At 73.9% G+C, this 21,640-nt stretch carries 18 protein-coding genes and 2 pseudogenes; 7 read left to right on the top strand and 13 right to left on the bottom strand.

The window, feature by feature from the left end; translation table 11 throughout:
• The first annotated feature begins 209 nt into the window (after positions 1–209).
• A pseudogene (locus ACFOYX_RS21975) lies at positions 210–1,623 on the top strand (NF041680 family putative transposase).
• A 133-nt stretch (positions 1,624–1,756) separates the two neighbouring features.
• Here the strand turns inward: ACFOYX_RS21975 and ACFOYX_RS21970 are convergent.
• The 6 genes and pseudogenes from ACFOYX_RS21970 to ACFOYX_RS21945 form a co-directional block, all read right to left on the bottom strand.
• Positions 1,757–4,030 carry an EAL domain-containing protein gene (locus ACFOYX_RS21970; protein ID WP_322441015.1) on the bottom strand — a complete coding sequence of 758 codons (2,274 nt, stop codon included), beginning with the start codon at positions 4,028–4,030 and terminating at the stop codon, positions 1,757–1,759.
• Positions 4,031–4,213: 183 nt separating this feature from the next.
• A complete protein-coding gene (locus ACFOYX_RS21965) occupies positions 4,214–5,758 on the bottom strand; it encodes a hypothetical protein (RefSeq protein ID WP_322441014.1) in 1,545 nt (514 codons plus the stop codon).
• A gap of 97 nt (positions 5,759–5,855) precedes the next feature.
• Positions 5,856–6,944, bottom strand: a complete 1,089-nt coding sequence (locus tag ACFOYX_RS21960) for a hypothetical protein (protein WP_322441013.1) — start codon at positions 6,942–6,944, stop codon at positions 5,856–5,858.
• Positions 6,941–8,345, bottom strand: a pseudogene (locus ACFOYX_RS21955) (MFS transporter). The gene ACFOYX_RS21960 and the pseudogene ACFOYX_RS21955 overlap by 4 nt, the downstream one beginning before the upstream one ends.
• Positions 8,346–8,429: 84 nt before the next feature.
• Complete coding sequence (locus ACFOYX_RS21950; protein WP_322441012.1) at positions 8,430–8,606, bottom strand: hypothetical protein; 177 nt, start codon at positions 8,604–8,606, stop codon at positions 8,430–8,432.
• A 2-nt stretch (positions 8,607–8,608) separates the two neighbouring features.
• Complete coding sequence (locus ACFOYX_RS21945; RefSeq protein WP_322441011.1) at positions 8,609–8,842, bottom strand: zinc-ribbon domain-containing protein; 234 nt, start codon at positions 8,840–8,842, stop codon at positions 8,609–8,611.
• 121 nt (positions 8,843–8,963) lie between these two features.
• Between ACFOYX_RS21945 and ACFOYX_RS21940 the strand changes: the two genes are divergently transcribed.
• Together ACFOYX_RS21940 and ACFOYX_RS21935 are read left to right on the top strand one after the other, a co-directional pair.
• A complete protein-coding gene (locus tag ACFOYX_RS21940) occupies positions 8,964–9,296 on the top strand; it encodes a YciI family protein (protein WP_322441010.1) in 333 nt (110 codons plus the stop codon).
• Between the two features lie 4 nt (positions 9,297–9,300).
• Positions 9,301–10,518, top strand: a complete 1,218-nt coding sequence (locus tag ACFOYX_RS21935) for a sigma-70 family RNA polymerase sigma factor (RefSeq protein ID WP_322441009.1) — start codon at positions 9,301–9,303, stop codon at positions 10,516–10,518.
• A 100-nt stretch (positions 10,519–10,618) separates the two neighbouring features.
• Here the strand turns inward: ACFOYX_RS21935 and ACFOYX_RS21930 are convergent, their stop codons facing one another.
• The 6 genes from ACFOYX_RS21930 to ACFOYX_RS21905 form a co-directional block, all read right to left on the bottom strand.
• Positions 10,619–11,608, bottom strand: coding sequence for an IniB N-terminal domain-containing protein (locus ACFOYX_RS21930; protein ID WP_322441008.1), 990 nt, complete (start codon positions 11,606–11,608; stop codon positions 10,619–10,621).
• A 229-nt stretch (positions 11,609–11,837) separates the two neighbouring features.
• Positions 11,838–13,049: a sodium:proton exchanger gene (locus ACFOYX_RS21925; RefSeq protein ID WP_322441007.1), complete on the bottom strand. Its 1,212-nt coding sequence runs from the start codon at positions 13,047–13,049 to the stop codon at positions 11,838–11,840.
• A gap of 258 nt (positions 13,050–13,307) precedes the next feature.
• Positions 13,308–14,168, bottom strand: coding sequence for an SRPBCC family protein (locus ACFOYX_RS21920; RefSeq protein WP_322441006.1), 861 nt, complete (start codon positions 14,166–14,168; stop codon positions 13,308–13,310).
• The gene (locus tag ACFOYX_RS21915; RefSeq protein ID WP_322441005.1) at positions 14,161–14,721 is read right to left on the bottom strand and encodes a helix-turn-helix domain-containing protein; all 561 of its coding nucleotides are present in this window, start codon (positions 14,719–14,721) and stop codon (positions 14,161–14,163) included. Before ACFOYX_RS21915 ends, ACFOYX_RS21920 begins: the two co-directional genes overlap by 8 nt.
• A gap of 87 nt (positions 14,722–14,808) precedes the next feature.
• Complete coding sequence (locus ACFOYX_RS21910; RefSeq protein WP_322441004.1) at positions 14,809–16,152, bottom strand: class I SAM-dependent methyltransferase; 1,344 nt, start codon at positions 16,150–16,152, stop codon at positions 14,809–14,811.
• Positions 16,149–17,531 (bottom strand): FAD-binding oxidoreductase, encoded by a 1,383-nt coding sequence (locus tag ACFOYX_RS21905; protein WP_322441003.1) that lies wholly within the window; start codon positions 17,529–17,531, stop codon positions 16,149–16,151. Before ACFOYX_RS21905 ends, ACFOYX_RS21910 begins: the two co-directional genes overlap by 4 nt.
• Before the next feature lie 93 nt (positions 17,532–17,624).
• On the opposite strand from ACFOYX_RS21905, the gene ACFOYX_RS21900 reads away from it, so the two are divergent.
• The 3 genes from ACFOYX_RS21900 to ACFOYX_RS21890 are packed head-to-tail and all read left to right on the top strand — an operon-like array spanning position 17,625 to position 19,201.
• Positions 17,625–18,095 carry a YbaK/EbsC family protein gene (locus ACFOYX_RS21900; protein WP_322441002.1) on the top strand — a complete coding sequence of 157 codons (471 nt, stop codon included), beginning with the start codon at positions 17,625–17,627 and terminating at the stop codon, positions 18,093–18,095.
• A gap of 40 nt (positions 18,096–18,135) precedes the next feature.
• Entirely contained in the window at positions 18,136–18,420 is a 285-nt protein-coding gene (locus ACFOYX_RS21895) for a DUF427 domain-containing protein (protein WP_109801071.1), read from the top strand.
• A gap of 58 nt (positions 18,421–18,478) precedes the next feature.
• Positions 18,479–19,201, top strand: a complete 723-nt coding sequence (locus ACFOYX_RS21890) for an RICIN domain-containing protein (RefSeq protein WP_322441001.1) — start codon at positions 18,479–18,481, stop codon at positions 19,199–19,201.
• Between the two features lie 49 nt (positions 19,202–19,250).
• Here the strand turns inward: ACFOYX_RS21890 and ACFOYX_RS21885 are convergent, their stop codons facing one another.
• A complete protein-coding gene (locus tag ACFOYX_RS21885; RefSeq protein ID WP_322441000.1) occupies positions 19,251–20,555 on the bottom strand; it encodes an MFS transporter in 1,305 nt (434 codons plus the stop codon).
• 70 nt (positions 20,556–20,625) lie between these two features.
• Between ACFOYX_RS21885 and ACFOYX_RS21880 the strand changes: the two genes are divergently transcribed.
• Positions 20,626–21,597: a helix-turn-helix domain-containing protein gene (locus ACFOYX_RS21880; protein ID WP_322440999.1), complete on the top strand. Its 972-nt coding sequence runs from the start codon at positions 20,626–20,628 to the stop codon at positions 21,595–21,597.
• Positions 21,598–21,640: the final 43 nt, after the last annotated feature.

The following is a 21,640-nucleotide window of genomic DNA, read 5'->3' as shown; positions in this document are numbered from 1 at the left end:
GGCTCCTGAGCTTGTTCTTTAACCTCGCCGTTCGTGGTTCGGCGGGGTCCTTTATGGACGGCGGCGTGTCCGCTGGACGGAGGACGGCCACCGTCTGATGATCCTTCGGTTCCCTGCAAGGACGCGAAGATCAGGCGGTGGCCGTGGCCACGATTGTGGACTACCTGGGCGGTCTGGGGTTGCCCGACACGCCCGCTGAGGCCGAGCCGGTGGCTGATCCGGCGGCGGTGCTAACGGCCTTCCGGCAAGGCTTCTACCGGTGTTTGACCGGACGGGCGGATGCGTTGTTCGAGCTGACCGATGCGGTGTTGTGCGCCGACGGGCCGGTGACCAGCCTGGTCGGGCTGTCGCTTGCGGCGGAGCACCGGCGTGGTCACGGCGCCCTGTACGACGGGTTGAACAACGGCTGCATCGACCTGGCCCGGCTGCGGACCACCCTGGGCAGGCTCGCGCTGCCGCGGACCGCGGACGGTCGGATCGTTCTGGCGGTCGATGTCAGTAACTGGCTGCGCCCGGACGCCTCAACATCGGCGGACCGGCTGTTCTGCCATGTTTACGGCCGGGCGAAAGGTCAGGCCCAGATGATCCCTGGGTGGCCGTACTCGTTCGTCGCCGCGCTGGAGTCCGGGCGCACCTCGTGGACCGCGATCCTGGACGCGCAACGGCTCGGCCCGACCGACGACGCTACTGCCGTGACCGCGGCTCAGTTACGCGACGTCGTCAACCGTCTCATCGAGGCAGGGCACTGGCGCGACGGCGATCCCGAGATTCTGATCGTCGCTGATGCCGGCTATGACATCAGCCGGCTGGCGTTCGTGCTGGCCGACCTGCCCGTGCACCTGCTCGGCCGGATCCGATCGGACCGGGTGCTACGGCTACCGAAGCCGCCCCGGCTGCCGGGGACGAACGGCCGTCCGCCCAAGCACGGCCCTGAATTCCGTCTGGACGAGCCGGACAGCTGGCCGGCGCCGCAGCATCACACCAACACCGAGACGACCCGCTACGGCACCGCCCGCGCCTGCAGTTGGGGCCGGCTGCACCCGCGGTTGACCCGCCGCACCTGTTGGATCGACCACGACGGGGACCTGCCGGTCATCGAGGGGCACCCTGATCCGGCTGCAGGTCGATCACCTACCCGGTGACCGTGACCCCAAGCCGGTATGGCTGTGGTGCTCGGCCGTCAGCGCCACCGCCACCGATGTGGACCGCTGGTGGCAGTCGTTCCTGCGCCGTTTCGACCTTGAGCACACGTTCCGGCTGTTCAAGCAGACCCTGGGCTGGACCCGGCCGAAGATCCGCACTCCCGAGGCCGCCGATCGCTGGACGTGGCTGATCATCACCGCTCACACCCAGCTGCGTCTCGCCCGACCCCTCGCCGCGGACCTGCGTCGGCCGTGGGAGCGACCAGCAGCACCTGACCGGCTCACTCCCGCCCGGGTCCGGCGGGGCTTCCGGAACCTGCGCGCGAAGAGCGCCCAGCCAGCCGGTGCGCCGAAACCCGGCCGGCCCGGTCCCGGACGCCCACCCGGCTCACGAAACCGCCGGCCAGCAGCCCGCCACGACGTCGGGAAGACCGTCAAACGTGACCTGAGCATCACCGCACGTAAACAGCGCGCAGGTTAAAGAACAAGCTGAGGGGATGGTGGCGTTCTTCGGTGACCGTTCCATCGTCACCGTCGCCGTGCGCCCGGGGCAGGGTCGAACCCCCTGTCCTGGTCGGGACCTTCGGCCTCCCCTGGGCGGGCCGGGTTGCCGGTCAGCGGGCGACGTCGACCGGGGTCAGCGTGGTCAGCAGCTCCGGCAGGGCGACCGGGCGGCCGTACCGGAAGCCCTGGCCGTGCACACAGCCGATCGCGGTGACCGCCGCGTGCTGCGCGTCGGTCTCCACTCCCTCGGCCACCACGGCCAGGTCGAACGCGGCGGCGAGCCGGTTGACCATGTCCACCGTGGCGTACGCCCGGGCGTCCTCGGTGCCCAGGCGGGACACGAAGGAGCGGTCGACCTTCAGTTCGGTGGCCGGGATCCGGTGCAGGTAGCTCAGCGAGGAGTAGCCGGTGCCGAAGTCGTCGATGGCGATCTGGATGCCCAGCTCGCGGAGCTGGCGCAGCCGGTCCAGCACCACGTCGCTCCCCTCGATCAACGCCGACTCGGTGAGTTCCAGGGTGAGGGCGCGGGCTGGCAGGCCGGCGCCGCCGGTGGCGGCGGTGACCGTGGCGATCAGGTCGGGCCGGCGCAGGTGCGCAGCGGCGATGTTCACCGCGACGGTCACCTGGGGGTCCCGCTTCCGCCAGGCCGCGGCGGCCCGGCACGCCTCGTGGATCACCCAGCGGTCGACCGGCAGGATCAGCCCGGTCTCCTCGGCCAGCGGCAGGAAGCGCTCCGGGGCCAGCACCCCGAGCCGGGGGTGCCGCCAGCGGACCAGCGCCTCGGCGCTGCGTACCGCGCCGGTGGCCAGGTCCACGATGGGCTGGTACTCCAGGTGGAGCTGTCCCTCGTCGACGGCGCGGCGCAGGTCGGCGATCAGCTCCGCGCGGGTCACCGCCGACTCGCGCAGCGCCGACGTGCAGGTCCGGTACGCGGACTTGCCGGCCGCCTTGGCCGCGTACATGGCGATGTCGGCGTCGCGGAGCAGGTCGGTGTGGGAGGTGTGCTGCGGGCCGTACTCGGCGATGCCGATGCTCGCCGACGGGTTGAGGCCGAGGTCCTCCTCGCCGGGCAGCGGTTCCAGGGCGGTGAGCAGCCGCTCGGCGAGCCGCTCCGGCGGCACCGGCCGGTCGCCGTGGACCAACACGGCGAACTCGTCGCCGCCGAGCCGGGCGATCATCCCGTCGGCGCCGGTGGCGTCCCGCATCCGCTCGGCGATGCTGGCCAGCAGCCGGTCCCCGGTGGGGTGCCCGAAGCGGTCGTTGACCTGCTTGAACCCGTCCAGGTCGAGCAGCAGCACGGCGACCGGCGCGTCGTCGCGCAGGGCGCGGCGCAGCCGCCGGTTGAAGGTCAGCCGGTTGGGCAGGCCGGTGAGCTGGTCGGAGTACGCGAGCCGGCGCAGCCGGGCCACCAGCCGCAGGTTCTCGTTGGCGGCCAGCCCCTGGCGCAGCGCCAGCACGCCGAGCAGCGCCATGATCCCGAGGAAGATCAGGTGCGGGGTCTGCCCGGTGGGCCGGCGGGCGAGCACCACCGCGACGATCGCCCCGCCGACCGGCAGGTACGGCAGCGCCACCCGCCACCAGGGCGGCAGCGGCGACTCGGCCGTCTCGTCCCCGCCGTCGCCGCCGGCCGGCGGCGGGCACGTGGTGGCGGCGCCGATCAGCAGGTAGCTCAGCGGCCAGCACACGTCGATCGGGTGGCCGGGCGTGTAGCTGCCGTGCGCGATGAGCGACACGTAGGCCGTGTCGGCGGTGGCCCGGATGGCCAGGCTCGCCCCGATCACGGTCAACGGCCGCCACCTCGGCCGGGACGGCCCGGCGACCGCGACCAGGATGGTCAGCTGCATCAGGTCGAACATCGGGTAGAGCAGCCCGAGGGTGCGCAGCGGGTCGGCGAGGTCGGCGGCGGCGACGTCGTGGAACACCACCACCCAGCCGATCGGGATCAGGGCCAGCCCGACGATCACACCGTCGAGGAGGGTTCGGGCCTGCCCGACCAGGCTGCACGGGGCGGCCATCGAGCAGAGCAGCGCGGCGGTGCCGGTGAGGATGCCGGCGGTGAAGACGCCGCCGATCAGCGGGGTGTGCGGCAGTTGGTGCCCGTCGAGCCGCTGCACCGTCCACAGCACCCGACCGATCGCGGCGAGCGCCATGGTGACCGCGAGCAGCCGCCAGAACCGGCGCAACGCCAGCGGGTGCCGGCGGGACGCGCCGACGCAGGCGACCGCCGCCCAGGCCGCCACCGCCACCGCACCCAGGTCGCTGACCACGGCCGCGCCGGGCAGCGCGGCCACCAGCCAAACCGTTTCCCCGAGTACGACGACCGCGGCCGCGACGAGACCGACGCGGCCGGACAGGGTGGGACGGGCCACGACGACGCGGTTCACGTCCTGCGGCACCACAACGATTCGCTCCGGCTCTCTCTCAGATGTGCACCCTCGACGATGAGGACCGGTCACGGGCGGCGAACGGCGCAAGCGTAGTCACCCGGCCGATGCCGCCGCCAGAGCCGATCGGCACCCGTCACCCGCCCGATCAGGACGGTGACGCGCTGTCGCCCTGCCGGGCCCTCAGGTCCACTCCTCCGCCGGGTCAACGTCGCTGCCGGTGGCGGCGCCACCCTCCGCGACGCCAGCTCCGTCGACCGGGGGCGCGGCGGCCGGCGGGCCGCCGTGCGTCCAGGGGGTCTCCTCCGGGGCGGGGAAGTTACCCGCCGGCAGGAAGGCGTCCGACAGGGTGGTGAGGCAGAGCCGCTCCCCCACCTCCGGCACGGCGCCCGGCGGGGCGGTCAGGCCGCGGCCCATCCCGCCGGAGAGTTCCAGCACCACCTCGGTCTTGCCGTCCGCGCCCGGGGTCACGAAGACCACCCGGGCCTTCTGCGCGGGACGGGCCGGCGACCACAACGTCGCCCCGACCGGCATCGGCACCGGCTCGGTGGTGACCACCTGGATCCGGGGGCGCAGCACCGGCCGCTTCCCGGTGTCGTCCACCCGCTTCGGGTCGGCGAGGGTCACGTCGCCGACGAACGCCTCCCCGGTCAGCCGGTGCTCGGCCATGACCAGGGGGTCGTCGTAGGCGCGTTGCACGGCGTACGAGGTCAGCGCCCGTTCCAGCCGGTGCAGGCGGACGGCGGCGGCCACCGCCCCGTCACGCCGGGGCTGCGGGCCGCCCCCGGCGTCGAGGTGCTCGGCGTACCCGGTGAAGGCGTCCTTGTCGCCGTCCCACCGTCCGGCCACCCGGCCCCCCGGTGGCAAGGCGCGCAGCAGCGCCACGCCGCGCCACATCAGCTCCCAGGTGGGCGCGAGCTGATCGCGCAGCAGGCGCTCCAGCTCCGCGTACGCCGCCGCGCGGGCGACCGGGTCCGCCTCGGCCTCGGCGTACGCGGCGATGGTCGGGGCCAGCAGCCGGTTGTCGAAGTCGGGGTCGGTGGCGGGGCCGGCCGGTGGGCAGATCGTCGGGTCCTCGGCCCGGGCGGCCGCCGCCGCGCCGGTCAGCCCGGCCGGCGGGTCGATCCAGCCGAGCAGCGCCGGCAGGTGCAGGTCCTCCACCGCGCTCTGCCCGGTCACCCAGTGCAGGGTCAGCGCCTCGGTCATCGCCAGCAGTGCCGCCGAGCCGGGGTGTTCGGCCCGCTCGGCGAAGAAGGTCAGCCAGCGGCCGAGCAGCGGCACCGACGGGTGCACCGGGTGGTCGCCGTCCGGCCGCCGGAACCGGGTGGAGCGGCCGAGCAGCCGCAGGAAGGTGACCCCGGCCGGGTTGGGCACCAGCAGTTGCGGAGCGTCGACGTACCGGTGGCGGACGTCGCGGCCCCGGTCGGTGGGCACCGCCTCGGTGACGCCCCGGAAGGAGTCCAGGTAGGGCAACAGGATGCCGGCCAGTTCGGCGGCGAACGCGAACCGCTGCTGCCGGTTGCGGGGTTGCGGCACGATCAGCAGCCGCGCCTCGTCGGGGGCCGCGCCGACCAGGGCGGCGAGGGGGGCGTTCGCCTCGCCGGCCATGGCGAGCGGCACCAGCACCAGCGGGCGTTCCGACAGGTGCAGGTGCCGGACCGTGGCGACCGGCTGGGCCACCCCGGCGGCGAGGGCCTGCGCCTTGGCCAGGGCACGCAGGGTGCTCACCGGAGCCTCCGCCGGCTGCCGGGCCGGGCACCCCGGCGTGGCGGGTTGCCGGCCCGGGAGGCGGCGGGCCGGACGGCGGCGGGCCGGCGGGGCGTACTCATGCGGGGTCTCCCGCGAGGGCGTCGGCGCGCAGGCGGGCGGCGGCGCGCAGCAGCGCGGCGGCCTCCGCCTGCTCGGGGTCGGGAGCCCGTTCGCCGGCGGCCAGCGCCAGCACCTCGGACACCTCGGCGATCCCGCCCAGCGCCTCGCGGACCGGGCGGCCCAGCGCCGTGGTGTGCCCGCGTGCCTCGTGCCGGCAGAAGTACGCCAGCTCGCAGGCGGCCAGGCACTCCGGCGCGTAGCGGGCCGCCACGGTGGACAGCGCGGCGACCAGGGTGGCGGGGTCGGCGGTCAGGTCGGCGGTGAAGTCCGCCGGCACGTCGGCGAGCAGGGCGTCGATCCGGGCCATCCGGTCGAGCTGGCGGCGCAGCACCAGCAGTTGCTTGCGGACGTCGAGCAGGCTGGCCACCGGCCGGTTGGCGAAGTCGCGCGGGCAGACCAGCACCACGTCGTGCGACACCTGCTCCGGGTCGTGTCCCTCGGCGGCGAGCAGCTCGCGCAGCGCCAGCACGTAGACGGCGGACTGGATGGCGGCGGCGGCGACCTTCGCCGGGTCGGCCTGCCCGTCGATCACCGGGAAGGACTTGATCTCCACGACGTGGAACCGGCCGGCGAGCCGGGCGGCGACCAGGTCCGGTTCCAGGTGCACCCGCTGGCCGGCGACGTCCAGGCCGAGCAGCGGGTGGTCGAACAGCGCGGCGCCCTCGCCCGGGTCGGTCAGCGCCGCCCGGGACCGCTCGTGCCGGTCCGGCAGGTCGTCGGCGCCGCCGAGGTCCGTCCAGCTCGCCCCCGCCGGCACCGGTACGCCCAGCCGCTCCGCGACCAGCCGCAGCAGTTCCACCCCGCCGTCGGCCTTGACCTGCGCCTCGAACGCGTTGCCCCGGGTGATGGCGAAGCGGGACTGGCCGAACCGGGCCGGGAAGCCGATCCGCTCGGCCAGTTTCGGCTTGTCCACCCCCGCGCTGTCCAGCACCGCCCGCCGGGTGCAGCCCGGGTTGCCGGTCAGCGCGGCGATGGTCCGGGCGTTGTGCCGGCGGGGCGGCACCCCGCCGCGGATCTCGGCCAGTCGCCGCGCGCTGCTCGTCATGATCCGCCAGGATAGGCGCTCTCCGCTTGTGCGACCGAGAGCGCGCCGCGGCGGACCAGCACGGCGGTGGCCACCGCGGCCGCGAGGGCCAGCCCGGCCAGTGACCAGTGCACCGTACGCAGGCCGCCGGTGAACCCCGGGTCGGCGAGCCGGCCGGCGGTGGTGCTGGCCAGCACCGCCCCCACCACGGCGATGGCGACGGTCTCGCTGGTCAACCGGGCCGTGTTGATCATCCCGGCGCCGGTCGCCGCGCGGGCCGGCGCGACGCTGCCGATCGCGATCGCGTCGAGCAGCCCGATGGAGAGCCCCACCCCGACGCCGATGGTCAGCAGCGGCCCGGCCAGCGTCGCCGTGTCCGCGTCCGGGCCGAGCACGGTGGCCCAGGCCGCGCCGGCGGCGACCACCACCACGGAGACGACGGTGACCGCGGTGGCCGGGACCAGCCGGGTCAACGCCCCGCCGAGCAGCGGCAGCACCAGGGTGGGCGCGGTCAGCAGGATCATCGTCGCGCCCGCCGCGCCGGGGCTGAGCCCGACCACCGTGGTCAGGTACGACGGCAGGTAGACCAGCAGCGGCACCAGCACCGCGACGATGCTGGCAGCCGCCAGGCAGATGCCGAGGAACCGGGGGCTCGCCAGCAGGGCCAGGTCGAACATCGGGTCGGCGCGGTGGCGTTCCACCCGGACGAAGACCACCAGCAGCGCCGCCGCCGCCGCGAACGCGCCGACGATCACCGGGGGCTCCCCAGCCGTACGCGGGGCCCTGCACGAAACCGAAGATGAGCAGCAACAGCGCACCGGTGAACGAGACGGTGCCCGCCCAGTCGACCCGTCCCGGGTGCGGCTGGCGGGACTCCGGCAGCAGCGGCACCAGGGCCAGGACCGCGCAGGCGGCCAGCGCCGGGGCGGCGAACACCGCCCGCCAGCCGAAGCCCTCGATGAGCAGGCCCGCGATCGACGGGCCGAAAGCCAGGCCGACGCCGATCGCCGTACCGAAGAGACCGAACGCGCGGGCCCGGGCACGGCCGGTGAACGCCCCGGCGAGCAGGGCGGAGGCGCTGGTCGCCGCGGCGGCCGCGCCGACGCCGGCGAGGGCCCGGGCGACGTCGAGCAGCACGATGCCGCCGGCGACCGTGGCGAGCAGCCCACCGGCGGCGAAGACCGCGACACCGAGGGCGTAGACCCGGCGGCGACCGAACAGGTCGGCCAGCGCGCCGGTGGCGAGCATGAAGCTGGCGAAGGTGGCGTTGTAGCCGTTCACCACCCACTGGACCCCGGCCAGCCCGGCGTGCAGGTCCCGGCCGATGTCGGGCAGCGCGACGGACGCGCCGGTCAGCGAGACCGGGAGCGCGACGGTGGACAGCAGGACGGTCACCAGCACGACGGCCGGGTGATTGCGCACGGTTCTCCCCGTTCGGACGGCGGCCCCAGCGTAGTTCGCACAGGTCGGAGCGGGGTCCGTACCGGGTTGAAGATCACACGCCGGTCAGCGGCCGGCGGAGCGGTTCCAGGGCGAGCGGGGTGACTCGGCGCCGGCCGAGGGCCGGCTGCGGCGGCTGCGCCGACGGCCGGGCGTGCACGGCGGCCGGGAGACGGTGTGCACCGGGGCGGCGGCCTGGACGACCGGCTGCCGGCCGATCAGCCAGCAGAGGAAACGGGCCATGGTCAGCCGACCGGGAGGTGCTGCGCCTCAGCCCGGGCGATGTCGTACTCGGCGCCGCAGAAGGTGCACTGCTGGGTGTACCGGGTCCGCACCGGGATCAGCGGGATGAAGAAGAGGGTGAACTTCGTCGCCCGGCGGGTGATCACCTGCGCGGCCTGGTTGCCGCAGTTGCGGCACACCCGGGTGACGACACCGGACCGGTCGACCTTGGTACGAAGTCCGAAGATGAAGAACATCGTCCGGCAGTACCCAGCCGGACCGGGAATATCACCACCGAAGATTTCTGGTAGGCAGGTGTCCGGATCCACTCGTGCCGTTCGTCAGGCTTTTGCAACCACGACACGGAGGAGCGCACCGATGAAGTACCTGATGTTCGTCTGCACCGACACCGAGCCGGACACCGACCCGACCGCCGCCCCCGACATCGAGGAGTGGGTGGCCGAGCGGGACGGCAAGGGCCAGCGGGTGCTGGGCAGCGTGCTCGGGCCGGCGTCCGCGGCCACCACGGTCCGGGTCCGCGACGGCGAACTGCTCCTCACCGACGGCCCGTTCGCCGAGACCAAGGAGGTGATCGTGGGCTTCGACCTGCTGGAGTGCGCCGACTTGGACGAGGCGATCGAGGTGGCCCGCGCCCACCCGATGGCGTACAGCGGCCGGCTGGAGCTGCGGCCCCTCGTGGACCTGGCCTGACTGGATGGGAGATGTGGCCGGAGCCGTCGCCGAAGCGGGCGCCGAGGCGTACCCGCGGATCGTGGCGACACTGATCCGCGTCACCGGCGACTGGACGCTCGCCGAGGACTGCGCCCAGGAGGCGCTGGCCACGGCGCTGGAACGCTGGCCGCGCGACGGCGTACCGGCGAATCCGGGCGGCTGGCTGATGACGGCCGCCCGGAACCGGGCCGTGGACGTGCTGCGCCGGGCCAGCGTCGAACGCCGCAAGCTGCGCGAGCTGGCGCGGCTCACCGACCCGGAGCCGGCGTCGCCCAAGGCGGAGGGGGACGTGGTGGACGACCGGCTCCGGCTCATCTTCACCTGCTGCCACCCGGCGCTGGCCCTGGAGGCCCGGGTCGCGTTGACGCTGCGCACCGTGGCCGGGGTGCCGACCGCCGACATCGCCCGCGCCTTCCTGGTCACCGAGTCCACCATGACCCGCCGGCTCACCCGGGCCAAGACGAAGATCGCCACCGCCGGCATCCCGTACCAGGTGCCGACCGGGCCCGCGCTGGTCGAGCGGCTGCCCGGCGTCCTGGCCGTGCTCTACCTGCTCTTCACCCGGGGGTACGACGCCGACGGCGAGCCCGCCTTCGCCGCGGAGGCGATCCGGCTGGCCCGGCTGCTCGACCGGCTGATGCCGGACCAGCCCGAGGTGGCCGCGCTGCTGGCGCTCTTCCTGCTGCACGAGTCCCGCCGGGCGGCCCGCCGCGACGCCGACGGCAACCTGCTCGCCCTGGACGTGCAGGACCGCTCCCGCTGGGACCACGCCGCCATCGCGGAGGGCCGGTCGCTGCTGGACCGGGCCGGCGACGGCCAGTACGTCCTCCAGGCCCGGATCGCCCTCTGCCACGCCACCGCGCCGACCGCCGCCGACACCGACTGGCCGGCCATCGCCGGCTGGTACGACCAGCTCGCGCGGCTCCGCCCGACCCCGGTGATCCAGCTCAACCGGGCGGTGGCCCACGGCTTCGCCTACGGCCCGACGGCCGGGCTGCGGCTGCTCGCCGAGGCCCGCGCGGGCGGTGCGCTCGACCGCTACCCGCCGGCGCTGACGGCGGAGGCCGAGTTCACCGCCCGAACGGGCAACCCGGTCCGGGCCGCCGCGCTGTTCCGGGCCGCTGCCGCTCTGGTGAAGTCCGCCGCCGAACGCAGGGCGCTGCTCAAGCGCGCCGACGACCTGACCGCCGGGGGCCCGTGACGGCACCGCCTCCCGCCCGGCGGGCGAGCCGTTTCCGCTCGGCCCGGCCTCCGCCTCCGCCTCCGCCTCCGCAGAGCTTCAGCTGAAAGGGGGCCAACGGTCAGGCCCCCAGGAGTCCACCGTCCATGCCGGCGAACGCGTCGCCATGTACACCGAGGTCACCCGTGACGCCGCCAATGCCGTGCACGGTGCCCTCGAGGTCGCCGGTCACGCCACTGACACCGAGTCCGCCGACGTCGCCGGTCACACCGCCGGCCAGGCCCGTGACACCATGCACGGTGCCGCCGAGGTCGCCGGTCACGCCGCTGACATCCAGCCCGCCGACGGCACCGTCGAGAGTGCCACCGACGTCCCCGGTCACGCCGCCCGCCAGGCCCGTGACACCATGCACGGTGCCGCCGAGGTCGCCGGTCACGCCGCTGACACCCAGCCCGCCGACGGCACCGTCGAGAGTGCCACCGACGTCCCCGGTCACGCCGCCCGCCAGGCCCGTGACACCGTGCACGGTGCCCCCGACATCGCCGGTCACGCCACTGACACCCAGCCCGCCGACAGTGCCGTCGACAGTGCCGGTCGCGCCACTCAGGCTCACGCTGTCGAGGGTGGCGCCGACGTCGCCGGTCACGCCGGTGAGACCGAGTCCGCCGAGGGTGCTGTCGAGGGTACCGGTCACGCCGCTGAGCCCCAGTCCATCGACGGTGGCCCCCGCGCTGACGCCGAGGCTGTCTCCGGCGAGAACGGCCGTGAGGCCCTGAACTGGAAGGTAGTCGGCGACCAGCGGAACGGTGTCCTGCACGTCGGCCAGGGTCACGCCGTTGAGGCCCGCGTTGTCCAGCGCGCCCTGCGGGTCCGCCTCGTACGCCGCTCGGGCGTCGACGTTCGTGAGCAGGCCGAATACGAAGTCCTGCAGGCTCTGCGGCGACACCACTCCAGCGGCTGCGCCCAGGTCGGCGGTCGACCCCGCGGTGGGGGCGGAATCCGCACTGGTGGTCGCGCTCGTATCGGCGGTCACCTCCGTGTTGCCGTTCCAATCGGCGGCAGAGGTCGAGTTCACGTCGGCGGTGGAATTGGTGCTGGCACCTGCGTTCATGTTGCCGGTCTCCTCGATAGGTGTTGTTGACACGTGGTCTGGGACAAGATCGCCCGACCCGGGATCGACCGTAGGCCGAAACAGCGGTATCGGACATCGGGGGTGTACCCCAGCCTTATCGGGCCGGGTTAGGGCATGGCTGGCGTTTGGCGTTAGGGGAGTACGGGGTCTTGCGCCAAATCCCCCATCGTCAGTGCCTGCTACCGCTCCGAAGCCGCCCGGGCCGGTGTCACCGGAACTTGATCAGCTCGGGGAGGTGGCGTCGCTGCCGGATGAACAGCACGATGGCCAGCACGGTGTAGGCGACGGCGATGACGTAGCGGATGTTCGGTGCGGGCAGCACGAACTGGACGGCGAACAGGCCGAACAGCAGGGTGGCTTCACTGCGGGTCAGTCGCAGGTCGGTCAGGACGGCCACGCCGAGCAGCGTCTGGGCGGTGGTGAGCACCAGTTCCTCGGTCTGCCGGGCGTCCAGCGGCAACCCGGCGAACTCTCCCCCGCCGAGGTAGTAGGCGACCGGCAGGCAGGCGATCAGCAGGGTCCACTGGTTGAGTTTCGCGGCCAGCAGTGCGCCCATGCCGTCGTCGGCGCGTCCGCGTAGGGCGAAGGTGATCGCGACGATGACCTCGGGTGCTTCGGAGGCGATCGGGGCCAGCCACTGGACGAGCAGGAACTCGTCGATGCCCAGCTCGGCGCCCGCGCCGACGAGGGCGTCGCCGAAGGGCTCGGTGGTCGCCAGGATGATCATCCCGGCGGCGACGAACAGTGCGGCGACGGTGCCACGGCGGCGGGTGGCCGGCTGAACCGCGATGGTGGCGGCCACGCCGGCCAGTTCTTCCTCGGCTTCCTCCTTGCCGCGGAGCCGCCACAGGTAGGCGGCGAACAGCCCGGCGAGCACCAGCGAGTCGTACCAGGCCAGCCGGCCGGTCAGCGGTATGACCAGGGCGTAGCTGGTCGCGACGGCGAGGAACAGGATCTCGGTGCGGCGGTGCGCCTGCAAGGTCACGGCGTTGCGTTCGCCGCGGACGCCGCGGTGGCGTACCGCGACGATCGCGAAGACGACCAGCATCGGCCAGGCCACCCCGATGAGCAGGCGGTTCGCGCCGGTCATGTTCGCCGCGGCGTAGGCGGCGTACGTCGGGTCGTGACCGGCGGTGTAGGCGAAGAAGATGTCCACCGCATACTCGGGCAGGATCGCCATCAACGCCAGGATGGCCAGCGCGAGGCTGCCGGAGATGTCCACCCGCGCGGCCTCCGAGGCCCACATCAGCAGCGCCACCGAGGCGAGCACGGCGGCGCCGAAAACTGCCACCGCCGCCACCGGCGCCAACTCCACCCCGGCCAGCCGCATGATCACTGCCGGGGCGGCGACCGCCAGCGCGAGGGCGATACGAGCCCCGGCGCCCCGACCGGTGACGGTGGTCTCGACCTTAGCGCCCAACGCGGCCGCCGGCGGTGTCGGCGCGGTTGAGCGTCGGCCACCAGTCGAGACACAGGAAGTCCACTAACTCACCATGGCCCACTCCCGGGACGCGGACGAGCCGGTCGAGCAGATTGGCGGCGCACCACCGGCGATGAACCCCGGGGCCGGGCTCCACCGCCCAGGGAAGCACCAGGGCCGTGGCCGCGTTTCCGCTGGTCACGGCCCTGGTTGCCGGGCGCCCGAAGGGACGGGAACCCCTGGCCTGCTGATCCGTGGTCAGCTTGTCGCGTCAGCCGTCGGCATCTCGACCGAGAGCCAGATCGGCTGCCAGTCCGCCATCTCGTGGTAGCGGCGCAGCTCGGCCAGCCCGGCGACCGACCCGCTCCACGCCGCGTACGGGGGGTTGCCCTCGTCGAAGCCGCTCTGCACGAAGGTCAGCTTGGTCTTCCCGCCGGACTCGGCCAGCTCCCAGGTGCTGACGCCGACCGGTCCCCAGTCGACGGACATCTTCCGGCCGGGCTCCAGGTCGACCACCTTGGCGGCGTGGCCGGCCTCGAAGCCGCCCATGGCGTACCGGCCGCCGACCCAGGGTTCGATGCCGATCGGGTACCCGAACCAGGCGCTGGCCTGCGCCGAGTCGGTCAGCGACTCCCACACCCGGTCCACCGGCGCGGCGATGGTCAGCTCGCCGCGCAGGTCGGCGGAGGTGAAGTCGGTGCGCGGCAGCAGCGGCCGGCCCTCCAGGTGGGCGGCCAGGTTGGCGATCCCCAGGGCCCAGTAGGTCTGCAGGACGCCGCGGATACTGCTGCCGCTCATCGCCTCGGCGAAGTCGAAGTGGCTCTGCCGCAGGGTGAGGACGGTGCTCTCGCCCTCGGGCGTCAGCTCGAACTCGGTGGTGGTCTCCACCCCGTCGAGCAACCAGGCGAAGCGCAGTATGTGCTCGTCGACGTGGAGCAGCCGCTGGTGCGGCGCGTCGCCCTCGGGGGTGAAGCGGCCCCAGAACGCGTACCTCCGGGACAGCTCGACCTCGGCGTGCTCGGCCAGCCAGACGCGCAGCTCGGCCGGGTCGGTCAGGGCGTGGCGGACGGCCTCGGCCGGCGCGGCCAGGCGGGCCCGCACGGTCAGCAGGTCACTCATGGTTGTCGCCTTTCGGGTAGCAGGCCACGGCGAGCTTGAAGGCGTCTCCCTCGGCACCCCCGTAGCGCGTGAACAGGTCCTGCAGCGTCGACTGCAGGTCGTGCAGGAACTCCTGGCGGCGCTCGGCCGGCACCCGGATCTCGCCGGAGACGCCGATGGACGGCAGCTCCGGCGCGGTGCGGTCGAGCGCCGCGACGTCGGCCTGGACCTCCTCCATCAGGTCGAGCAGGTAGCCCAGGCTCAGCTCGTCCCTGGCCCGGCGCAGCCCGCCGATCCGCCCGACGAGCCGCGGCGAGAGCCAGTACGACCGGGCGGCGGCCTGGTAGATGCCCTCGCTGATGCCGCGCACCTTGCGGGTGGAGACCTGCTCGACCAGGCCGGCCGCCGCGAGCTGCTTGACGTGGTAGTAGACCCGCTGCGGGGTCTGCCCGAGCAGGGCGGCGACCTCGGTGCAGGTGCGTGGCTCGGCCAGGTGCCGCAGCACCTCCACGCGCTGCGGCTTGAGCAGGGCCTCGGCCTGCTCGATCTGCTCCAGGTACAGGACGTCTCTCATGGCAAAATCAGTTTGTACGTACAAAACTTCTTTGTCAATAGGAATGACGAGAGGGGCGGCCGCGCGGCCGCCCCTCTCGTCAGATCGTCACGGCGTCCAGTCGGGACGCAGCGGGTAGCCGTTGACGCCGTCCGGCCCGTTGTGGGTCGCGAGGACCTGGTGCAGCTGGATGCCGTTGCGCTCGAACGCCATCCGCGAACCGGCCATGTAGAGCCCCCACACCCGGGCCGTGCCCTGGCCCACCTCGCCGACGCAGAAGTCCCAGTGCTCCACCAGGTTGCGGCACCAGCCCGCGAGGGTCAGCGCGTAGTGCTGCCGCAGGTTCTCCGCGTGGTGCACCTCCAGCCCGGCGTCGTGGATCTCGCTGACCAGCCGGCCCGGCCCGGCCAGCTCGCCGTCCGGGAAGACGTACCGGTCGATGAACGCGCCGGAGCGGTGCGGGGCCCGGTTGTCCGCCCGGGTGATGCAGTGGTTGAGCAGCCGGCCGCCCGGCCGCAGCCGGTCCCGCAGGAAGCCGAAGTAGGCCGGGTAGTTGCGCACCCCGATGTGCTCGGTCAGCCCGATCGAGGAGACCGCGTCGAACTGCTCGCGCGGGGCGTCCCGGTAGTCCAGGTGCCGCACCTCGGCCAGCTCGCCCAGCCCCTCCCGCTCGATCGCCGCCTGCGCCCACTCCGCCTGCGCCCTCGACAGGGTCACCCCCAGCGCCTTCACGCCGTACTCCCGGGCGGCGTGCCGCACCATGCCGCCCCAGCCGCAGCCGACGTCGAGCAGCCGCATCCCCGGCTTCAGCGCCAGCTTGTTCGCGACCAGGTCGTACTTGGCCTGCTGCGCCTGCTCCAGGGTGTCGTCCGGGCTGTGGAAGACCGCGCAGGTGTACGTCATGGACGGGCCGAGCACCTTCTCGTAGAAGGCGTTCGAGACGTCGTAGTGGTGGGAGATCGCCGTGCTGTCCCGGGTGCGGGAGTGCCGCAGCCCGTTCATCACCCGCTTCCAACGCGGCGACGCCTCCTGCGGCGGGGGCGGCGGCGGCATCAGCTTCTCCCAGCCGAGCCCCCGGACCAGGGCCAGCGCCTCCGCCACCGACGGCAACCGCAGCGGCATCTCGTCCTTGAGCACCCGCAGCGCCTCGTACGGGTCGCCCGGGTGGACGCCGTCCAGCCCCAGGTCGCCGCTGACGTACGCCCGGGCCATGCCCAGGTCACCCGGGGCGGTCAGCAGGTACGACAGGCCCCGCTCGGTGCGGATGGACAGGGTGATCCCGGCGTCGGCGGGGCCGACGGCGCTGCCGTCGTACCCGGTGACGCGGACCGGCAGCGCGCCGGTGGTGACCGCGCGGATCACGTCCGCCACGGTCGGGCTCGTGCGCCGGCCTCCCGCCGGCGGGCTGGACGGGGCGTTCGCCGCCCCCTGTTCACGGTCGATGAGGCTCATTGCCGTGCTACCGCCTTTTCATAGAGTCCGGTGAGCCGGTGGTCCGGGTCGTAACGGTCCTTCACCGCGCGCCAGGTCTCGCCGCCGTAGAGCCGGTCGAACGCCGCGCGGTCGTAGTACGCGTCCGAGTAGAGCGACTTGTGCCCGCCCGCCTCCGACACGGCGCGCTCGATCGCCCGGTTGACGTCGCCGTCGGCGGCGCCCTCAGCGATCGGCACGCTTCCCCAGAAGCCGATGTTCACATAGGTTTCGCCCGGTTGGAGGGGATACAGCGGCCAGGCCCGGGCGGATCCGGGGCCGGCCGGCTCCCGCAGCCGCAGCGGGCAGAGCCAGACCGGGGTCATCCCGACGTGCCGGGTGAACCAGCGCAGGAAGTCGGCGGTGCGGTCGAGCGGGATCTCCACGTCCTGCACCACCCGCTCCCGGGCCGGCCGGCCCCGCCAGCGGTCGACCCGCGCGGCCACCTGGTGGCGGTGCTCCAGCCGGACCAGCCGGTGGTAGAAGTCGCTGCGCCGGTACCGGGCCGGCCAGAGCCGACGGACCACCGGGTGCTGCACCCCGAACGCCGCCGAGCACCAGAACCAGTCGGTGTCCCAGCGCCAGAGGTAGTCGTACGTGGTGAGGGCGTCCCGGGTGCGCCGGCGCAACGAGCGGTAGTAGATGTCCTGGCCGGTGTAGTCGCTGGGCCGCTCCGCGTCGTCGGTGAACGTCCCCAGCACCAGGTACGCCTCGCCCGGGCTGAACATCACCCCGTCCATCGCGTCGACCGGCTCGCCGGCCCACTCGCCCTTGGCGACCACGTCGCGGATCGCGTCGGTCAACTCCTCCAGCCGGTTGAACCGGATGTTGCGCAGCGCCACGTACCGGCGGACCGGTTGCAGTTCGATGCGCAGCCGGGTGGCGTAGCCGAGGCTGCCCAGCGAGTTGGGGAAGGCCCGGAACAGGTCGGCGTGCTCGCCCTCCGGCCGGACGGTGAGGATCTCGCCCGCCCCGGTCAGCAGGTCCATCTCCCGCACCGACTCGTGCGGCAGGCCGTTGCGGAAGGAGGTGGACTCGATGCCCAGCCCGGTCACCGCGCCGCCCAGGGTGATGGTGCGCAACTGTGGCACCACCAGTGGCATCAGCCCGTGCGGCAGGGTCGCGCCGACCAGGTCCTCGTAGGTGCACATGCCCTGCACGTCGGCCGTGCGGGCGGCCGGGTCGACGGCGAGCACGCCGGTCAGGCCGCTGACGTCCAGCCCCGGGGTCCGGGGCGCGGATCGGGGCCGGAACAGGTTGGAGGTGCGTTTGGCCAGCCGTACGGGCTCGCCGGCGGGCACCGCGGCATACGACCGCCGCAGCGTGTCCACCGCCCGCTCATGATCACGGACAGCGTGCATGAGATCACATTACGCCCGACGCACCGGATCCGTGGGATGTCCACGGTGGCCATTTCGCGTCAGACATCCGACCATCGGGTTAGCGTTGCGGTCATGTCGTCCCCCGCGCTCGCCGCGCTCGACGCCGCCGCCCTGGCCTACCGGGTCATCCGGCACGGCCCGGTCACCAGCCTCGCCGAGGCCGCCGCCGCCCGCGGCGTCGCGGTCCCCGACGTGGTCAAGACGATCGTGGTACGCCGGGGCGAGGACGACCACCTGTTCGTGCTCACCCCCGGCGACCGGGTCGTCTCCTGGCCCAAGCTGCGGGCCCTGCTCGGGGTGAGCCGGCTGTCCATGCCGGACGCCGAGGCCGCCCGGGCCGCCACCGGCTACGAGCGCGGCACGATCACCCCGTTCGGCTCGACCACCGCCTGGCCGGTCGTCGCCGACGAGCGGCTGCGCGGCCGGGAGATCACCCTCGGCGCGGGCGAGCCCGGAGTGGCCGTCGCGGTGGACGCCGACGCGGCCGTCATGTGGCTGGGAGCCACGGTCGCCGACGTCACCGATCCCGAGCCCGCGCGCTGACCGCTGGCCGCCGGCGCGTGGGCGGCATAGCGTGGGGCCCATGCCGAAAGCCGTCTGGAACGACCTGATCGTCGCGGAGAGCGACGACACCGTGGTGGTCGAGGGCAACCACTACTTCCCCCGCGCGGCGCTGCGTGACGACCTGATCCGCGACTCCGCCACGCACACCGTCTGCCCGTGGAAGGGCACCGCCTCGTACTTCAGCCTGGAACACGACGGGAAGACCAGCGCCGACGCCGTCTGGTACTACCCGGACCCGAAACCGGAGGCGGCGATGGTGCGTGACCGGGTGGCCTTCTGGAAGGACGTCCGGGTCGTCGACTGAGTCACCCCGACACCGGGGCGGCTGGCCATCGGCGGTCGCGGTGGGTCAGGATGCCCCCATGTCCGACCCACACACCGACCCGCCCGGCACCGTGTACGGCGCCCGCCGCACGGCCCGCCCCGGCCTGCCGCGGGACCCGCTGCTGCGGATCGCGCTGGGGGTGGCGCTGGTGGGCGTACTGCTCGGGGCGTTCTTCGCCACCGGCGTGCTCGGCGGCGGCGACGACGAGCCGGTGCTGCCCGCTGCGGCCGCGCCCACCCCGCCGGCCGACGGGCCGACCGAGGCGGCGCCGACCACCGCGGCCGCGCCGACCACCCCGGCCGCGCCGTCGCTCACCGCCGCGCCGATCACCCCGCCGGCACCGGCGGCCGGCCCGAAGGTGTTCCGGGCCACCGCCTCCGGGCTCTGCGTGGGGGTGACCGACGACGACCCCGAGGGCGCGGACGCGCAACTGGCCGACTGCACCGGCGGGCCCGAGCAGCAGTGGGTGGCGACCGCGGTCGCCGCCGACGTGTTCACCCTGACCAGCGCGGCCAGTGGCAAATGCCTGGACGTGGACGGGCAGCGCACCGACGACGGCGTGGACGTGCAGCAGTGGTCCTGCAACGGCCAGCCCAACCAGCAGTGGCGGCTCGCCCCGACCGGGGCCGGCCCGGTGCTGCTGGTCGCCGTGCACAGCGGCAAGTGCGCGCAGGTCGACGACGCCGGCACCGAGGCCGGCGACCAGCTCGAACAGGCCCCCTGCACGGGCGCGCCCGAGCAGCAGTGGGCGGTCGGCTGACCGGCTCCGTCCCCGGGCCGGGACGGCGCCGGCCCGGACCGGGACGGCCTCAGCCCCGGTAGCTCCAGGCCCGGCCGCCCGCCGCGACGGGCAGCGCGATCGGCACGGGCAGCGGCCCCCGCCGGCGGCGCAGCAGCAGCGAGAGCCCGGCCGCGCCGATCGACAGGGCACCGGCCACGTACCAGGCCACGGCGTAGTCGCCGAGCCGGTCGCGGACCAGTCCGGCGCCGGTGGCGGCGACCGCCGCGCCGACCTGGTGGGCGGCGAAGACCCAGCCGAAGACCACCGCGCCGGAGGCGCCGAAGTACTCCCGGCACAGCGCCACCGTCGGCGGCACGGTGGCCACCCAGTCCAGGCCGTAGAAGACGATGAAGACCAGCATGCTCGGCTCGGCCGTACCGGCGAAGAGGGCGGGCAGCATCAGCAGCGACGCGCCGCGCAACGCGTAGTAGATGCCGAGCAGCAGCCGGCTGTCCATCCGGTCGGTCAGCCAGCCGGAGGCCACCGTACCGACGATGTCGAAGAGCCCGACCAGGGCGAGCAGCCCGGCGGCGGTCGTCTCCGGCATGCCGTGATCGTGCGCGGCCGGCACGAAGTGGGTGCCGACCAGGCCGTTTGTCGTCGCGCCGCAGATCGCGAAGCCGCCGGCGAGCAGCCAGAACGGCCGGGTCCGCGCGGCCTGGGCCAGCGCGCCGACCGCCCGGGCCGCCGCGCCGCCGGCCGGCGGCGCCGGGGGCGCCACCTCGGTCGCGCCGTAGGCCGGCAGCCCGAGATCCGCCGGGTGCTCGCGCAGCAGCCAGACCACCAGCGGTACGACCGCCAGCGCGGCCCCGGCGACGACGAGCGCCGCCACCCGCCAGCCGTGGTCGCGGACCAGCACCGCCACCAGCGGCAGGAAGACCAGCTGCCCGGCGGCCCCGCCCGCGGTCAGCACCCCGGTCACCAGCCCCCGCCGCCGGACGAACCAGCGCCCGGTGACGGTCGCCACGAAGGCCAGCGCCATCGACCCGGTGCCCAGCCCGACGAGGACGCCCCAGCAGAGGATCAGCTGCCAGCTCGCGGTCATGAAGACGGTCAACCCGCTGCCGAGCGCCACCAGCACCAGCGCGCCGGCCACCACCCGGCGGATGCCGAAGCGGTCCATCAGCGCGGCGGCGAAGGGTGCGGTCAGCCCGTACAGCATGAGGTTGACCGAGACGGCGGCGGAGATGGTCGCCAGCGGCCAGCGGAACTCCGCGTGCAGCGGGTGCAGCAGCACCCCGGGCGTGGCGCGGAAGCCGGCCGCGCCGACCAGTGCCACGAAGGCGACGGCGGCGACGGACCAGGCCGGGTGGAGACGGCGGTATCGGGTCACGGTACGAGTCTCGGCAACCTCGGCCGGAACGACGAGTGGCCGGAAAGCCATCGTGCGCAATAATCGGGCCATGTCCCTCGCCCCGCACCGGATCGCGGTGCTCGCCCTCGACCAGGTGGTCGGTCTGGACCTCGGCACCCCCGCCCAGGTCTTCGGCACCGCCCGCACCGCCGACTTCGAGCAGCTCTACACCGTCGGCGTCTGCACTCCGGGCGGCCGGCCGGTCCGCAGCACCGCCGGCTTCCAGGTGCATCCCGACCACGGCCTGGAGCTGATCGAGGCCGCCGACACGGTTATCGTCGCCGGCATCCACGGCGGGTCGGCGCTGACCGACGGCACGCTCGACCCGGACGTCGCGGCGGCGCTCCGGGCGGCCCATGACCGGGGCGCCCGGATCATGTCGATCTGCACCGGGGCGTTCGTGCTGGCCGCCGCCGGGCTCCTCGAGGGCCGCCGGGCCACCACCCACTGGGCGTACGCCAGCCTGTTCCGCCGGCTGCACCCCGACGTCGACCTGGACCCGGCGGTGCTCTTCATCGACGACGGGGTGCTCACCTCGGCCGGGGTGGCCGCCGGCATCGACCTCTGCCTGCACGTCATCCGCACCGACCACGGCAGCGAGGTGGCCAACCGGGCGGCGCGGCGGTGCGTGGTGCCGCCGTGGCGGGACGGCGGCCAGGCCCAGTACATCGAGCGGCCGGTCCCCCGGACGGCGGAGACCGGCACCGCGGCGACCCGGGAGTGGGCCCGGCAACGGCTGCACGAGCCGGTCGCGCTGCGCGACCTGGCCGCGCACGCCCGGATGAGCGTACGGACCTTCACCCGGCACTTCCGCTCCGAGACCGGGCTGAGCCCGGCGCAGTGGCTGCTCCAGCAGCGCACCGAGCACGCCCGGCTGCTGTTGGAGACCACCGACCTGACCGTCGACCAGGTGGCCCGCCACGCCGGCTTCGGCACCACCGCCGCGCTGCGCCAGCACTTCCACCATCGCCTCGGCGTCGCCCCCGCCACCTACCGCCGCACCTTCCGTCACACCTTCTGACCCGCCCCTGCGCCCGCTCACCCGGCTTTCGGGCCGGCGGCTC

Source organism: Micromonospora sp. GCM10011541, from assembly GCF_042650725.1.
GTDB lineage: Bacteria > Actinomycetota > Actinomycetes > Mycobacteriales > Micromonosporaceae > Micromonospora > Micromonospora sicca.
This window is presented reverse-complemented; position numbering and strand designations above follow the sequence as displayed.

Bases quoted from the DNA above. Each gene is read 5' to 3' on its own strand.
- ACFOYX_RS21940 (WP_322441010.1), top strand. From the start codon at position 8,964: ATGAAGTACCTGATGTTCGTCTGCACCGACACCGAGCCGGACACCGAC.
- ACFOYX_RS21945 (WP_322441011.1), bottom strand. From the start codon at position 8,842: ATGTTCTTCATCTTCGGACTTCGTACCAAGGTCGACCGGTCCGGTGTC.
- ACFOYX_RS21905 (WP_322441003.1), bottom strand. From the start codon at position 17,531: ATGCACGCTGTCCGTGATCATGAGCGGGCGGTGGACACGCTGCGGCGG.
- ACFOYX_RS21930 (WP_322441008.1), bottom strand. From the start codon at position 11,608: ATGAACGCAGGTGCCAGCACCAATTCCACCGCCGACGTGAACTCGACC.
- ACFOYX_RS21890 (WP_322441001.1), top strand. From the start codon at position 18,479: ATGTCCGACCCACACACCGACCCGCCCGGCACCGTGTACGGCGCCCGC.
- ACFOYX_RS21935 (WP_322441009.1), top strand. From the start codon at position 9,301: ATGGGAGATGTGGCCGGAGCCGTCGCCGAAGCGGGCGCCGAGGCGTAC.
- ACFOYX_RS21880 (WP_322440999.1), top strand. From the start codon at position 20,626: ATGTCCCTCGCCCCGCACCGGATCGCGGTGCTCGCCCTCGACCAGGTG.
- ACFOYX_RS21960 (WP_322441013.1), bottom strand. From the start codon at position 6,944: ATGACGAGCAGCGCGCGGCGACTGGCCGAGATCCGCGGCGGGGTGCCG.
- ACFOYX_RS21915 (WP_322441005.1), bottom strand. From the start codon at position 14,721: ATGAGAGACGTCCTGTACCTGGAGCAGATCGAGCAGGCCGAGGCCCTG.
- ACFOYX_RS21900 (WP_322441002.1), top strand. From the start codon at position 17,625: ATGTCGTCCCCCGCGCTCGCCGCGCTCGACGCCGCCGCCCTGGCCTAC.
- ACFOYX_RS21950 (WP_322441012.1), bottom strand. From the start codon at position 8,606: ATGGCCCGTTTCCTCTGCTGGCTGATCGGCCGGCAGCCGGTCGTCCAG.
- ACFOYX_RS21895 (WP_109801071.1), top strand. From the start codon at position 18,136: ATGCCGAAAGCCGTCTGGAACGACCTGATCGTCGCGGAGAGCGACGAC.
- ACFOYX_RS21910 (WP_322441004.1), bottom strand. From the start codon at position 16,152: ATGAGCCTCATCGACCGTGAACAGGGGGCGGCGAACGCCCCGTCCAGC.
- ACFOYX_RS21920 (WP_322441006.1), bottom strand. From the start codon at position 14,168: ATGAGTGACCTGCTGACCGTGCGGGCCCGCCTGGCCGCGCCGGCCGAG.